This is a genomic window from Lysobacter sp. 05T417 (assembly GCF_056396405.1).
The window spans coordinates 330,039-342,833 of record NZ_JBFTLK010000001.1; the positions used below are offsets into that span (position 1 = coordinate 330,039).

General features: G+C 64.9%; 18 protein-coding genes. 13 read left to right on the forward strand and 5 right to left on the reverse strand.

Annotated features, from left to right (window positions below):
• Positions 1–108: 108 nt before the first annotated feature.
• On the forward strand, positions 109–639 hold the full coding sequence (locus tag AC1DER_RS01465; RefSeq protein ID WP_477243838.1) for a hypothetical protein: 531 nt from the start codon (positions 109–111) through the stop codon (positions 637–639).
• Between the two features lie 734 nt (positions 640–1,373).
• Here AC1DER_RS01465 and AC1DER_RS01470 read toward each other — a convergent pair.
• On the reverse strand, positions 1,374–1,769 hold the full coding sequence (locus AC1DER_RS01470) for a carboxymuconolactone decarboxylase family protein (RefSeq protein WP_477243840.1): 396 nt from the start codon (positions 1,767–1,769) through the stop codon (positions 1,374–1,376).
• Positions 1,770–1,994: 225 nt separating this feature from the next.
• Between AC1DER_RS01470 and AC1DER_RS01475 the strand changes: the two genes are divergently transcribed.
• Positions 1,995–2,348, forward strand: coding sequence for a 5-carboxymethyl-2-hydroxymuconate Delta-isomerase (locus AC1DER_RS01475; RefSeq protein ID WP_477243842.1), 354 nt, complete (start codon positions 1,995–1,997; stop codon positions 2,346–2,348).
• 20 nt (positions 2,349–2,368) lie between these two features.
• Here AC1DER_RS01475 and AC1DER_RS01480 read toward each other — a convergent pair whose 3' ends face one another.
• Complete coding sequence (locus AC1DER_RS01480; RefSeq protein WP_477243844.1) at positions 2,369–2,863, reverse strand: lipocalin-like domain-containing protein; 495 nt, start codon at positions 2,861–2,863, stop codon at positions 2,369–2,371.
• 96 nt (positions 2,864–2,959) lie between these two features.
• Between AC1DER_RS01480 and AC1DER_RS01485 the strand changes: the two genes are divergently transcribed.
• The 4 genes from AC1DER_RS01485 (at position 2,960) to AC1DER_RS01500 (ending at position 5,195) form a co-directional block, all read left to right on the forward strand.
• Entirely contained in the window at positions 2,960–3,811 is an 852-nt protein-coding gene (locus tag AC1DER_RS01485) for a LysR family transcriptional regulator (protein ID WP_477243846.1), read from the forward strand.
• A 105-nt stretch (positions 3,812–3,916) separates the two neighbouring features.
• On the forward strand, positions 3,917–4,189 hold the full coding sequence (locus AC1DER_RS01490; protein WP_477243848.1) for a hypothetical protein: 273 nt from the start codon (positions 3,917–3,919) through the stop codon (positions 4,187–4,189).
• Between the two features lie 238 nt (positions 4,190–4,427).
• On the forward strand, positions 4,428–4,724 hold the full coding sequence (locus AC1DER_RS01495; RefSeq protein ID WP_477243849.1) for a hypothetical protein: 297 nt from the start codon (positions 4,428–4,430) through the stop codon (positions 4,722–4,724).
• Positions 4,725–4,784: 60 nt separating this feature from the next.
• A complete protein-coding gene (locus tag AC1DER_RS01500; RefSeq protein WP_477243851.1) occupies positions 4,785–5,195 on the forward strand; it encodes a cupin domain-containing protein in 411 nt (136 codons plus the stop codon).
• Between the two features lie 16 nt (positions 5,196–5,211).
• Here the strand turns inward: AC1DER_RS01500 and AC1DER_RS01505 are convergent, their stop codons facing one another.
• The 3 genes from AC1DER_RS01505 to AC1DER_RS01515 all read right to left on the reverse strand — a co-directional run bounded on the left by AC1DER_RS01505 (position 5,212) and on the right by AC1DER_RS01515 (position 8,700).
• A complete protein-coding gene (locus AC1DER_RS01505; protein ID WP_477243853.1) occupies positions 5,212–7,827 on the reverse strand; it encodes a LuxR C-terminal-related transcriptional regulator in 2,616 nt (871 codons plus the stop codon).
• Between the two features lie 89 nt (positions 7,828–7,916).
• The gene (locus AC1DER_RS01510) at positions 7,917–8,177 is read right to left on the reverse strand and encodes a helix-turn-helix domain-containing protein (RefSeq protein WP_477243855.1); all 261 of its coding nucleotides are present in this window, start codon (positions 8,175–8,177) and stop codon (positions 7,917–7,919) included.
• A gap of 1 nt (position 8,178) precedes the next feature.
• Complete coding sequence (locus AC1DER_RS01515) at positions 8,179–8,700, reverse strand: DUF2975 domain-containing protein (RefSeq protein ID WP_477243857.1); 522 nt, start codon at positions 8,698–8,700, stop codon at positions 8,179–8,181.
• 151 nt (positions 8,701–8,851) lie between these two features.
• Between AC1DER_RS01515 and AC1DER_RS01520 the strand changes: the two genes are divergently transcribed.
• The 7 genes from AC1DER_RS01520 (at position 8,852) to AC1DER_RS01550 (ending at position 12,764) form a co-directional block, all read left to right on the forward strand.
• Positions 8,852–9,424 (forward strand): TetR/AcrR family transcriptional regulator, encoded by a 573-nt coding sequence (locus AC1DER_RS01520; RefSeq protein ID WP_477243859.1) that lies wholly within the window; start codon positions 8,852–8,854, stop codon positions 9,422–9,424.
• Positions 9,425–9,557: 133 nt separating this feature from the next.
• The gene (locus AC1DER_RS01525) at positions 9,558–10,244 is read left to right on the forward strand and encodes an NAD(P)H-binding protein (protein WP_477243861.1); all 687 of its coding nucleotides are present in this window, start codon (positions 9,558–9,560) and stop codon (positions 10,242–10,244) included.
• Entirely contained in the window at positions 10,241–10,534 is a 294-nt protein-coding gene (locus AC1DER_RS01530) for a hypothetical protein (RefSeq protein ID WP_441816304.1), read from the forward strand. Before AC1DER_RS01525 ends, AC1DER_RS01530 begins: the two co-directional genes overlap by 4 nt.
• Positions 10,535–10,738: 204 nt before the next feature.
• Positions 10,739–11,158, forward strand: a complete 420-nt coding sequence (locus tag AC1DER_RS01535) for an organic hydroperoxide resistance protein (RefSeq protein WP_477243863.1) — start codon at positions 10,739–10,741, stop codon at positions 11,156–11,158.
• Between the two features lie 181 nt (positions 11,159–11,339).
• The gene (locus AC1DER_RS01540) at positions 11,340–11,483 is read left to right on the forward strand and encodes a hypothetical protein (RefSeq protein ID WP_477357589.1); all 144 of its coding nucleotides are present in this window, start codon (positions 11,340–11,342) and stop codon (positions 11,481–11,483) included.
• Positions 11,484–11,486: 3 nt separating this feature from the next.
• Positions 11,487–12,203 (forward strand): cytochrome c biogenesis CcdA family protein, encoded by a 717-nt coding sequence (locus tag AC1DER_RS01545; RefSeq protein ID WP_477243865.1) that lies wholly within the window; start codon positions 11,487–11,489, stop codon positions 12,201–12,203.
• Between the two features lie 15 nt (positions 12,204–12,218).
• Positions 12,219–12,764, forward strand: coding sequence for a thioredoxin family protein (locus AC1DER_RS01550; RefSeq protein ID WP_477243867.1), 546 nt, complete (start codon positions 12,219–12,221; stop codon positions 12,762–12,764).
• Positions 12,765–12,795: the final 31 nt, after the last annotated feature.

Below are 12,795 nucleotides of genomic sequence, written 5' to 3' on the forward strand. Positions count from 1 at the left end.
GGCGCAGCGCACGGTTGGCCTCGCGGAGCACCAGCCTGCGTTGGATTCATGAGTGCGGCGGCCCCTCCAGGGTGCCGGCCGCCGCCCACCGCAAAGGAGTGCTCCGCCGTGAACGCAGCGACCGTCACCCGCCCGTCCGCGAATCGAGACCACGCCGCCACGCGCCGTCTGGTTCGGTTCGGCTGTTACCGACGCCCGGCTGCGCAAATCACCGCATGGACTTCGCAGTTGGTAATGCTCGCCTGTCTGGCAATTCCAGGCGCGGCACTGGGCCAACCCCAACCATTTCGCTCTGGCCCAATGGTCCAGCACTTCCTCCCGAAAGTGATCGTCAACGAGCCCAACTACGCCATCATCGAGCGCGCGTCTGGCTCCACCCGGAACAAGCTCAAGCAGGTCGAAGTTACTTGCCCCGACGGTATGCGGGCGATGTCGGCTGGATTTTCAGCGGCATCCGGGCGCGGTGAGCCCGACGACTGGCGTGTCTTCCTGTCGCAACCGACGGACGATGGCAGGGGCTGGACTGTGTTTGCCATGTTCGATGGCACAGGGGGCAAGAACGCCAACGGCGTTTCTGGTGTGCCCGCCCCTTACGAGTGGGCTCTCAGGGTTCGCATTGTCTGTGCACGAAACGCGTGAGGTGCCGCGGATGAAGCCAGGCCCAGCCATTACGCTCATCGGGCTTGTCGCGTTCGCCTGGGCGACTGTGCCTGTCTTCGCGGCAGACCCTGCATACCAGTGTCCGACGCACTGCCGACCTGGCTACGCGCTCAGGCGCGCTACTTCGAGTGACCGCGTGTGCGTGCCAGTCGCGGTACGTGATCAAGTCAAGGCCGACAACGATGCGATTGCTTTCCGCAGGCAACACAATCGCCCCCAGCCAACCCCCGACCCGAACAGACCCGTCTCATTTCGGATTCCGTGCCAGAGCCCATACGTCTGGCGCTATGCGACAGCGAACGATTACGCCTGCGTGGACTATGACCAGCGCACCCAGGCGCAACAGGACAATGGGTTTGAAGTAAGCACGTGGCGTTGCGCTGACTATCCTTCCAAGATTGCCTGCACCGCGCCTCTTCCATCGAACTTCGGTTTCGTCATTGCCCCTGAGAACGTGCGGCCCTACCTGGGTTGCCAGGTGCAGGACGCCCCGGTGGGTACAAGCTGCGCGTGTGGCATTGAACCGTTTGGCACCTGGAACCCACCTCGCAGGATGAGTGCCAGTGGCAGCGTGATTTACCTCAAGGCCGGTCGGCCGCCCGGGCTTCCCACTGCGGAACCCTGAGCGATAGCGAGTTACGTTCCTGGCTCATCAGCCCACCCGCCTCTCCTCTTCCGTACGAGGCAGGCGCGAGTCGAGCTGGAATGAATTCTCAGCTGCCGATCGACACGCCGCGTTCCTTGAACACCTCACGAGCAATATTGAGGGCGTTGATGGCCGAAGGAAAACCCGCGTACACGGCCATCTGAAGAATCACCTCAACTATCTCGGATGGCCGGCAGCCGACATTGAGCGCTCCATTGATGTGCACTTTCAGCTGTGGCGCGGCTGTGCCCATGGCGGTGAGTGCCGCGACCGTCGCGAACTGGCGAGATCGCAGGTCCAGGCCGGGACGTGACATGACATCCCCGTACGAGAACGAGACGATCCACTCCGCCAGATCGGGAGCGATGTCCTTCAGGCTCTCCACGACCGCAGTGCCCGTGCCACCCGTGATCGCCGCAAGTGCGGCTACGCCAAGGTCGTAGCGTTCATTGTCTGTTGCCAATTGCGTGATCTCCCTGCGAACCAAGGTCTGAACGAAGCGGAGCCGCGAAGCGGGCTCGGCTTGAAGGCAGAACCATAGATGCGACCGCCGCGCCCTGCAAGAACGGACCGAAGATTCGATTCTGAAATACCAGAAATCTCCGTGAACACATTACTTCCATCGGTTGAGCGGACTAGGATGGCCTCCGTCCGCCCAGTGCCTTCTCCCTCCAACCGACGAGCCGCCATGCCGCACTTCATAGTCGACTGTTCCCAGGAACTGCTTCAGATTCACAGCGAAGAAGCGATCATCACCCGCCTGCATCGAGTAGTGAACGCTTCAGCGCTTTTCGAGGAATCCGACATCAAGATCCGCGTACAGCCTTTCGAGATCTACGCTGTCGGCGGTGAAAAGCAGGACTTCATCCACACGTTCGCCTGGATCATGCAGGGGCGCAGTGTCGATCAGCGTGCTGCCTTGTCGAAGGCCATCGTTACCGAGTTGGCGGCGATGTTCCCGCTGCTTCCACGCATTGCCGTGAATGTCGCCGAGTTCGAGCGGGCCACCTATTTCAACCGCGCAATGATCCCGGCTTCATAGGCTGAGGGCCCCTGCCCCGGCTATTCCTGCCTGTGCCAGACCGAGATGGGCACGCTCCCGTCGGGGCGAGGCGGCACCCGGTAACTCAGCTCGTCGCCGTCGAGCTTGTACTGACGCTTCTGCACCGTCCCTTCCCAGTTCGGGAACGAGGAACCTTCGATCGAGAACACGAGCAGATTGGCCTCGCTGTCGATCGTTACCGTTCCGTAGTGCGTGCTGCTGCCCATCACCGCGGACTTGAATTCGTCCGCGCTGCCATCGGCCTTGCTGTCGGTGGCGAAGCGGACCCGTTCGGATTTGAAGATCTGCAACGAGTAGCGGCCCTGGTCGTCCACGACGAGCCTGCCCTTCGGCCGCTCGCCATAGTCGCGTGCCAGTCCACCACCCGGCAGCACCTTGTCTGCCGCTACCAGCGTCCATGTCCCGCGCAGCGGTGACACCTTCTCGAATGAAGCGGCGTCTCGCGCCGCCAACCCGGCCAGCATTGCCAGGGTAATGCCAATCAAGCGACTCATGGGTTGCTCCCGTTGAACGATTACACGGGTGCAGGTTAGTCCGCTTGATGCATAACTAAAACATATCTATGCTTGTACCTGTCATTTCAATATCGAATGATTGGCGATATGGAAACTCTGGACATCGGTGCAGTCAGGGCCTTCGTTCTTGCCGCGGAGATGCAGAGCTTCACCCGCGCGGCAGACTCGCTGGGCATTACCCAATCCGCAGTCAGCCTGAAGTTGCGTCGGCTCGAGGAGCAACTGGGACGCCGCCTGCTGGAGCGAACGCCACGACAGGTTCGCCTTTCCGCTGAGGGGTTGGCCTTCCTCGGCGCCGCACGCGATCTGATGTCCAGCCACGACCTTGCGGTAGCTGCGTTCGAAACGGAGCAACGTCGACTGGTCGTTGGCATCAACCACATGCTGATCGGTAGCGAACTGCCGTCCCTGTTGCGCCGCATTCACGACCACGATGCAGGGCTGCGGATCGAGATGCGGATCGCAGGCACGCAGGAGCTGATGCGTGCCTACGAGCAGGGCGAGCTCGATGCGGCCCTGGTGCTGCGTCCCGACGATGGGCGCAAGCAAGGCAAGGCCGCGTTCACGGAGGATTTCTCGTGGTTCGCCGCCACGGGGTGGAGACCGCTCGCCGGCAAGCCATTGCCGCTCGCTACGCAAGGAGAGTCCTGCCGGATCCGCGCAGCAGCGACCAGCGCGTTGGACCGGGCCGGAATCGCCTGGGATGAAGTCTTCGTCGGCAAGGGAGCCGCCATCCTCGGCGCCGCTGCTTCCGGCGGGCTGGCGGTGGCGGTACTGGCCAGACGCGCCGTCCCGGCCGGGGCGGTGGACGTCAGTGGCATTGCCTCGTTGCCGTCGATACCCCGGCAGGACGTCATGCTCTACAGCGCGCTCAATGACCGGCGTTCGCGGGGCACGCTGCAGGTGCTCGTCCAGGCACTCCGCTGATGCGCCTCGCCAGGTCTCTCGCCGGTCAAGCCGCCCTGCCCCCCTGACTTGCAAACAGTACCCGGAGGATTATTCTCAGCCCTCCACAGCCAGGAAGGATCCACAATGAAGACCGTACTGTTCCTCATTGCTCTGTCGGCGACCTCACTTGCCTACGCAGGTGAAGCAACTTCATCGGACACGGCGTCGAGTTCCGCCGCTGCTACCGATGGCAAGGGCGTGGTATGCGAGAAGAAGAAGGAAGTGGGAAGCAACGTTGCGACGCGGGTTTGCACCACCGAAGCCGAGCGCGTCGCGGCAAAGGACAAGGCACAGGCCGATGTTGAACGGCTCGGCCGGTGCAGCGGAAACGAGAAGGCCTGCAGCGGCAGTCTGTAGGACGGGCCCAATGGCCTGACCACCTGATGGCAAGAACCGGGGGCCGACAAGGCCCCCGGTTCCGTTTTGGGGAAACGGCAGCACCGTCACTCTGGTGGGCACGGTTCTTGCCGCTGCGGACGACGCGTTCACGGACGCGGCGTGAGCCGCTACACACAAATACAAATCCGCGGAAACTGGAACACACTGCCGATACGCGCAGCCGCTCAAATGGAATCACCACTTGAGAGGCATCGCAATGAACAAGCTCACCATCTCCGCGGCGCTGCTCATCTGCGCCGTCATCCTCCCCGCTGCCTACGCACAGCAGTCCGTGCGCGAGCGTGCCGACGACCTGCTCCCCGCCTCTTCTGGCGTGCCCGCGCCGGTGAACCGCGCTCCCTGGATCGTTGCAGACCCGGCGAATTCGCCAATCGATCCCGCCGCACGCCGTACCAGCGTCAATGCGCCGCAGGTCGACCTGAAGTTCGCGGACGAAGTGCCGCTGCAGCCGGGCATGTTCGATTCGGCTACTGCATGGGAAGACGAGCCGTAGGCCTCGCGATCACCCCAGCCAGCCTCCCCACTCCACCATTCAACGCAACAGGTGACCCCCATGAAGAACCACCTCGCCATCGCATCCGTCAACGCCGCGCTTGCCGGTCTGCTCGTGCTCTCCTCTGCCGCCATTGCGCAGACGGCCCCCAGCGGACTCAAGCGCACGGACCTGCAGAAGCACGACCTATCGATTCCGGGTCGCGAAGTCGTGCAGGTGCGCGTCGACTTCGCGCCAGGGACCACGGCCCCCAGGCATCGCCATCCGGGCGAAGAGATCGTCTATGCCATCGAAGGCACGATGGAGTACCGGGTCGAAGGTCAGCCCCCGGTAGTGCTCAAGGCGGGCGACGTGCTGTTCATCCCGGCCGGTGCGGCGCACTCGGTGAAGAACCTCGGCCAGGGCAACGCGGCCGAACTGGCGACCTACATCGTCGAGAAGGGCAAGCCCCTGCTCGTCCCCACCAACTGATCCGGGCAGCAGGAGCTCACTGCTCCTGCAGCAACCCCAGCACGCGCGCCCGGTCCACCGCGTGCTTGCGGGACGTAGCCGACAGTTTCTGGAACAGGTTCTTGAGGTGCCATTTCACTGTCTCGGCGGTGACATCGAGGATCCGCGCGATCGCCTTGTTCGACAGCCCCCTGGCGAGCAGGCCGAGCACTTCGGATTCTTTCGACGTCAGCACGCCGTTGCGCACCAGCAACGGCCTTGCCACCGAAGTGCGCGGAGCCACTGCACGCTTGCCCGGTTGCTCCCGATCCCTCGCCATGTCCAACGCGAACGGATGGACATGGGTCAGCAGCCAGGCATCGCCTGCGAGCGTGGCCAGGTGGACGGCCTCCTTCAGCAATGGCGTGGCGAGGTCATCTCCGCGCTTCCATGCGACCACCGCGCGCAACGCCATGATCGAACGCACATCGCCCTGGCGGTGCAGCGACTTTGCCAGCGCGTCGCCGATATCGAGCAGGCGCTCGGCCTCGTCCAGGGCGTCGCGTGCGAGCGCCGCATCGGCCTTGGCAATCGCCGCGACGAGTTCGCACTCGGGCAGCAGCGGACGAAGCTCCTCGCCCTGCATCGTCGCCAGGGCCTCGTCGAGCGCCTGGGTGAGCGCATCGATGGTTTCCCGGGCGTTGTGCCGCGCGTGAATGCGAATGCGATCGGCGAGACCATGAATCCGAAGGCGTGGCAATTCCCGGCGCACGGCCAACGCATCCAGTTCTTCCAGCACCTGCAGCGCCCGTCGCTCGTCGCCTTCGCCAAGCGCGATCCGTGCGAGCGTCTGGTAGGCGAGCAGGATGTTGTCGGGCGCGCCCCACTGCTCGATGACATCGAGCCGGTTCGCAAGCAGCGGCAGCGCTTCGGCGGGCCGCCCCATTCGCGTAAGCGCGGCGGCCAGCACGGAGGCCTGCAGCGATGCGACCATGCCGCGACGTCCCTTCTCCTGTTCCGAATTCGCCACGGCGCGGCGGAGTGTGGCGGCGGCCTGCTCGGGGTCGCCGTCCCACAGGTGAGCCATTGCGCGCAGCATCCGCCCCAGGCCCGCGGCAAGGTGCAACGAGCCCGCCTCTCCGTGTTCGGCAGCCTCGTCCAACAGTTCGCGCAGAGTGCGGGTCGCGCCGGCATGCAGGGCTGCCATCGCGCGGGTGTTCAGGCTTGAAACCGCGTACAGCGGATCGTCGTGCTCGCGCAGCAACGGCGTCCAGCGCGCCACCAGGTCCGGCAGCAAACCCAGGCGGTCGGCATAGATGCACGCGCCGGCCGCGACCCGCAGCGCCTCGACGCGGGTTGCGGGTGTGGTGGCGGGGTCATCGATGATCCCGCGCGCAATTGCCAGGGCTTCGGAATTGCGATCGGTCGCCGCCAGCACGAATGCGGCGCCGAGCCTGATCCCGCAATCGCGTGCAAGCATCGCCGCGGGAATCCGCTCCAGCCATTCCCGCGCCTCGGCGATCTGACCCTGCGTGCCCAGCGTCCACAGCGATCGCAACGCGTACGCCTGCGCCAGCGGCTCGTCACCGGCCGCAAGAGCGTGCCTGGCGGCTTCATGGAAACGTTCGTTCCTGGCATACCAGTGCGAAACGCGCGCGTGCAGCTCCGACTGTTCCTGCTGCGGAAGCAGTTCGAACCGGCTGAGCAGGAAGTCGCGCGCGAGCGGATGCAACCGGATCCAGTCCGCTTGATCGCCAAGGATGACGATGGGCGTTTCGGCGATGATCTGCTGCAATTGCATGTCGCCGTCGGCGACGCCACTCATCAGTTCGCACAGTTCGGCGTTGATGTCGTCAAGGATGGCTACGCGGGTCAACAATGCCACCGTCGGCCCGGACAGACGCGACAGCAGCGATTCGACGAAGTAGCCCTGGAGATGGCCCCGCCGCGCCGACAACAGGTGAACCGCGGCGGCCGGATCGGTATCGTGCCCGGCCATCGCAATCGCAAGCTGCAGGCCGATGGGCCAACCCTCGGTGGTTTCGTGCAACAGTGCGCGTTCGTCCAGGTTCAACCTGGCGCCAAGGTTCTTTTCGAGGATGGAGAGCGACTCTTCGAATCGCAGGCGCAGGTCATCGGTGGTCAGCGTGGCGAGGTTGCCCTTCGCCGCCAACTCGGCGACGCGCAACGGAAGCGCCAGCCGTGAGGCAATGGCCACACTCAGGTTTGCCGGTGCGTTGAGCAGGAGGTATTGCACGCACGTGCGTACGGTCGCCGCCGGCAGGCGTTCGGCCTCGTCGATGACGACGACGGTCTGCGCGCCGCGCTGGGCGACTTCGGACAGAAGGTCGGTCAATGCCGCGATGCCGGACCCTGGGGACCCCGGTCCGAGATCGCTGCTCGCGCTGTGCACCGATCGGCACAATGCGGCGATGAAGCGGGCCGGATCGTCTTCGGCGTCGCAGCTCACCCATGCGACGACGGCCCCGCGTTCCAGCCAGCGGCGTCGCCACTGCAGCAGCACCGTTGTCTTGCCGAATCCCGCAGGTGCAACCAGCTGGATGGCGGTGCGATCGCTGATCCCGTCCCACAAGGCCACCAGGCGCTCGCGCTCCATCGCGGCGCTCGGCAAGCGTGGCGGCGTGGTCTTGAGGATGATCTCGGAGTCGGACATGACGGCTCGTCGGACCTGGTCGACACCGCGGAGGCGCAGCTTACCCGATTGCCCGGAAAGTCCGTTTCACCCGGTTGTGCGTGCCCGCCCTATCCTTCTTCGTCCGCCCTGGCAGCTTCAGCCTGATCGGCTTGAGTCACCTGCGCGGACCGTTCGTACTGCAACAGATCGCCAGGCTGGCAGTCGAGCGCTTCGCAGATCGCCTCCAGGGTCGAGAAGCGGATACCGCGCGCCTTTCCCGTCTTGAGGATGGACAGGTTGGCGAGCGTGATGCCGACCCTGGCGGAAAGTTCGGTGAGGGTCATGCGCCGATCGTGCAGCACGTCGTCGAGTTTCACGTAGATGGCCATGTCAGATCATCGTGTCCAGGTCCGCGCGCAGGCGCGTGCCAACCTCGAAGACCTGCGCGAGCACGAACAGCAGGACCACCGCGACCCAGCCACTGGCCGAGAACTTCCAGTCGATGTTCGAACCGGCGGCATTCATGGCACCTGCCATCACGCCGAACACCAGCCTCAGCAGCTCGATGCCCAGCATGCACCAGGCGATCGCCTTCAATCGCACGGCGTTCTCGGGCACGAACGGATCGCTGTTGACCGTCGCCACCACCGCCAGCAGTCGCGACAGCTGCACGTGGACCAGCGCAACCATCAGCAGCGCCAGCACCATCCAGGTCCGCAGCACCGGGATCAGCAGCGACGAGTCCACGCGCGGCGGCTGCTTGCTGAAGAACTGGAAGAACGTCGGTTCGAACAGGAAGCTGGCCGGGATGGCCAGGAGCAGGCCAATGCCCGTGCCGATGTTGAGGATGCGCAGGATCCCAAGCAGGACCCGCGAGGCGGTAAGCGCAGTACCAGAGCTGGGCTGGAGCACGTCGTCTCTCCCACGGTTTTGTCGATTGACTATATCAAACATATCGTTAAACAGCAACACACATATTGCCATGCGATATGTCAGGCGCGAGTTTGCACAATCGCCAAGGCAAGCATATGATTGAGTACGCACTCAGTAATAACGAACCGCCATGGCCCGCCCCCGCAGCGAAGACAAACGAAACGCCCTGCTCGCCGCCGCCATCCGGGTGTTCGCCGAGGACGGCATCAACGCGCCCACGGCAAGGATCGCCAAGGTGGCCGGCGTCGCCGAGGGCACGTTGTTCACGTACTTCAGCAACAAGGACGAGCTGCTCAATCATCTCTACCTGGAGATCAAGCGCGAGCTGCGCGAGGCCATGCTCTCCACCTACCCGCGTGCCGCCGACATCAAGCAGCGGGCACGCCATGTGTGGCGGACGTACGTCGACTGGGGCCTGGTGAACGTCGACAAGCGCAAGGTGGTGGCGCAGCTGGCCGTGTCCGATCGCATCACTCAAGACACCCGTGCGATTGCCTCCGCGGGCTTCGCCGACTTCCAGTCGATGCTCCAGGAAAGCATGGCCAAGGGTCAGTTGCGCGAGCATCCGCCGGCCTACATCGGCGCGATCCTGGTCGCGCTGGCAGAAACCACGATGGACTTCATGCTCAAGGAACCCGATGCCGCCGTGCAGTACCGCAGTGCGGGCTTTGAGGCGTTCTGGCGGGCTGCCGCTTCTGACTAGCGCCCCTTTTTTTGCCGTGATTAATGAGTGCGTGAACACTCAGTAACACCCCTTCCCCCCCTATCGCTGGAACGCCAATGCCCAAGACCACCGCCCGCAATGTCGCCTCCTCCACGCAGCGGAAGTGCATGTCATGAAGGTCCTGATCTTTGGCGCCACCGGCATGGTCGGCCAGGGCGTGTTGCGCGAGTGCCTCAACGCCGCCGATGTCAGCAGCGTGGTCGCGATCGGTCGAACCGCAACCGGCCGGACGCACCCGAAACTGCAGGAGCTCATCCACGCCGACTTCTTCGACTACAGCGCCATCGAAGACCGGCTGCAGGGCTTCGACGCCTGCTTCTTCTGCCTGGGCGTGTCGTCGCTGGGCATGAGCGAGGCGGACTACACACGAGTAACTTACGACCTCACCCTCGCGGCCGCGACCACCCTCGCCCGCCTCAACCCCGCAATGGTCTTCGTCTATGTGACCGGCGCCGGCACCGACAGCAGCGAGAGCGGCCGCAGCATGTGGGCGCGAGTGAAGGGACGCACCGAGAACGCGCTGCTGCGCCTTCCGTTCAAGGCGGTGTATCTGTTCCGGCCGGGCGTCATCCAGCCGCTGCACGGCGTGCGCACCAAGACCGGCTGGATCCACGGCATCTACACGGTAAGCGCGCCGCTGCTGTCTCTCGCGCGAAGGCTGTTGCCGCATACCGTCCTGACCAGCGAAGGCATCGGCCAGGCCATGCTCGCCGTCGCCCGCGATGGCAGCAGGAGCGCGGTGCTGGAAAGCGGCGACATCGAGGACGTCGTGCGGCGACCAAAGGAGGACTCGCAATGACCATGAAGAAACCAGACGCGCACCTGGAACTCACGCTGGCCAGTGCCACCGCGGCGGAGAGTGAATTGCTGCGGGCACTGCTTCGTGTCGACCTGGGCGCCCGCATCCAGATCGACATGCAACGACGCAACGTGCGGATCGAAGGTCGCTTCTGGGGCGACGACGTGGTCAGCGCGATCGAGGCGATCGGCTGCCAGATCGATTCGGTCCATGAGCGGCCGCGCACGGTGGTGCTGGCGACGGCCCCCGCGCCGGGGTTGTCGCAGCGGGCGCGCTACACAGGACATTGACGGCGCAGGACATTGACGGCGCGGCTTTGTATCGAACTGTATCGGCGCCCGCCGTGGCCACAGAACCTTGCATAACGGCCTGTCGGCGACACAACCGGCGGACATGGGGTTGAAAGAATTTCGCCATCGGAAAAGGGCAGCGGGTTGCATATCAACCCCAGGCCACAACCCGATGCACCTCTCCCATAGCCTCCAGGAATCGCCATGACCACCCAGATCGAAAAAGTGCTGTACACCGGCAAGACCCACACCACCGGCGGCCGCAACGGCGCGTCGCAGAGCTCTGACGGCCGTCTCGACATCAAGCTGTCGTCGCCCGGCACGTCCGGCGCCGGCACCAATCCCGAGCAGCTGTTTGCCGCCGGCTGGTCTGCCTGCTTCATCGGCGCCATCGGCGCCGCCGCCGCGGCCCGCAAGATCAAGCTCCCGGCCGACCTGGCCGTGGACACCGAAGTGGACCTGGGCACGAACGCCGACGGCTACGCCCTGCAGGCCCGCCTCAATGTCAGCCTGCCCGGCCTGGATGGCGACGTCGCCCGCGAGCTGGTCGAAGCCGCGCATCAGACCTGCCCGTACTCCAAGGCCACCCGCGGCAACATCGGCGTCACGATCAACCTGGTCTGACGCGCCTCCTCGCCTGCCCTGCGGATCCGCAGCGTGCCGGCAGTGAAGTCGGCCGGGAAACCGGCCGGCCTTGCCTCCATCGATGCCATCGCGGCTCGCATACAAATCGGCTGCGGCGCGACACCCCCGGGATACACCCCGGCGATGAAATGGCGTCCCGACACCCATCACGGTACCTGTCATGTTCCGCAACGTCCTCGCCCTCGCACTCCTCGCTGCTGCCGGCCTGTCCCCGGAGCTGGCGCACACCAACGACCAGGCCACTGCAGACGATGGCGTCGCAGCATCCCGGCAGGTCGACCTCTCGCCCCGCGAAGGGGGCTGAGCCATGGTCGGGAACGGATTCGAATTCGCGCTGGCCGGTGCGGCGGGCGTCGCCACCATTCTGTCGCCCTGCATCCTGCCGGTGCTCCCGATCGTGCTCGCCACCAGCACCGGTCGCAGCCGCGTCGAGCCTGCGTTGATCATCGCCGGGTTCGTCGCCACGTTCGCCGCCAGCGGGATCCTGATCGGCGCATTGTCGTCCTCTTCTGGCGAGTTGCAGGAGGCGATCCGCACCAGCTCGATCTGGCTGCTGCTCATGGCCGGCCTGGCCTGCCTGTGGCCGGCGCCGTTCAACTGGCTGGTGGCGCGCGTGCAGCAATGGCGGGCCGCCCATGCCGGACCTTCGCTTCCCCGCGAGGAGCGCAGCGGGAGCATGGCCGCATTGCTGGTCGGCGCCTCGTTGGGCCTGGCCTGGACCCCGTGTGCGGGGCCGATCCTGGCATCGGTGCTCTCGCTCGCGGCCAGCTCGCAGGCGCCTGGCAAGGCGACCTCGCTGCTGGCGGCCTACGCCCTGGGTGCAGGCCTTCCGATGCTCGCCATCGCCTACGGCGGTCGCTGGATCACCTCGCGCCTTGCTTTCCTCAATCGACGCGCCGAACTGTTCCGCCGCGTGTTCGGCGCGGTCGCAATCGCAGTCGCCGTGCTGCAGCTGTTCCAGTACGACGTCCTGTTCTCCGCCTGGGCCACGCAGTGGCTCCCCTCCATCGCAACCGGTCTTTGACCACGGTCCGCCATCATGAAACTGCTCAAGCCCATCCTCACCGCCCTTTGCATGAGCGTGCTTGCCGTTGCCTGCGCGCCCGGCGCCAGCGCCGATCCCGTGCCGGGAACCAGCATTTCCCCCGCCCCCAAGGCGCCTGAATTCCAGGGCATCAACCACTGGATCAACAGTGCTCCGCTGACCATGGCGCAACTGCGCGGCAAAGTGGTCCTGGTCGACTTCTGGACCTACTCCTGCATCAACTGCGTGCACGTGCTGCCGCACGTGAAGGAACTGCACCAGCGCTACAAGGACCAGGGCCTGGTCGTGGTCGGCGTGCATACACCCGAGTACGGCTTCGAGAAGATCCGCGGCAATGTCGAGGACGCCGTGAAACGCTTCGGCATCGAGTACCCGGTTGCCCAGGACAACGGCTACGAAACCTGGGAGGCGTATAACAACCGCTACTGGCCGGCGCTGTACCTGATCGACCGCGAGGGACACGTGGTGTACCACCACTTCGGTGAGGGCAACTATGCCGAGACCGAGGACAAGGTAAAGCGCCTGCTGCAGAGCAAGTGAACGCGTGCATCTGAGCCCGCCCATTCCGCAT

Bases quoted from the DNA above. Each gene is read 5' to 3' on its own strand.
- AC1DER_RS01475 (WP_477243842.1), top strand. From the start codon at position 1,995: ATGCCGCACTTCATAGTCGACTGTTCCCAGGAACTGCTTCAGATTCAC.
- AC1DER_RS01480 (WP_477243844.1), bottom strand. From the start codon at position 2,863: ATGAGTCGCTTGATTGGCATTACCCTGGCAATGCTGGCCGGGTTGGCG.
- AC1DER_RS01485 (WP_477243846.1), top strand. From the start codon at position 2,960: ATGATTGGCGATATGGAAACTCTGGACATCGGTGCAGTCAGGGCCTTC.
- AC1DER_RS01490 (WP_477243848.1), top strand. From the start codon at position 3,917: ATGAAGACCGTACTGTTCCTCATTGCTCTGTCGGCGACCTCACTTGCC.
- AC1DER_RS01495 (WP_477243849.1), top strand. From the start codon at position 4,428: ATGAACAAGCTCACCATCTCCGCGGCGCTGCTCATCTGCGCCGTCATC.
- AC1DER_RS01500 (WP_477243851.1), top strand. From the start codon at position 4,785: ATGAAGAACCACCTCGCCATCGCATCCGTCAACGCCGCGCTTGCCGGT.
- AC1DER_RS01505 (WP_477243853.1), bottom strand. From the start codon at position 7,827: ATGTCCGACTCCGAGATCATCCTCAAGACCACGCCGCCACGCTTGCCG.
- AC1DER_RS01510 (WP_477243855.1), bottom strand. From the start codon at position 8,177: ATGGCCATCTACGTGAAACTCGACGACGTGCTGCACGATCGGCGCATG.
- AC1DER_RS01520 (WP_477243859.1), top strand. From the start codon at position 8,852: ATGGCCCGCCCCCGCAGCGAAGACAAACGAAACGCCCTGCTCGCCGCC.
- AC1DER_RS01525 (WP_477243861.1), top strand. From the start codon at position 9,558: ATGAAGGTCCTGATCTTTGGCGCCACCGGCATGGTCGGCCAGGGCGTG.
- AC1DER_RS01530 (WP_441816304.1), top strand. From the start codon at position 10,241: ATGACCATGAAGAAACCAGACGCGCACCTGGAACTCACGCTGGCCAGT.
- AC1DER_RS01535 (WP_477243863.1), top strand. From the start codon at position 10,739: ATGACCACCCAGATCGAAAAAGTGCTGTACACCGGCAAGACCCACACC.
- AC1DER_RS01540 (WP_477357589.1), top strand. From the start codon at position 11,340: ATGTTCCGCAACGTCCTCGCCCTCGCACTCCTCGCTGCTGCCGGCCTG.
- AC1DER_RS01545 (WP_477243865.1), top strand. From the start codon at position 11,487: ATGGTCGGGAACGGATTCGAATTCGCGCTGGCCGGTGCGGCGGGCGTC.
- AC1DER_RS01550 (WP_477243867.1), top strand. From the start codon at position 12,219: ATGAAACTGCTCAAGCCCATCCTCACCGCCCTTTGCATGAGCGTGCTT.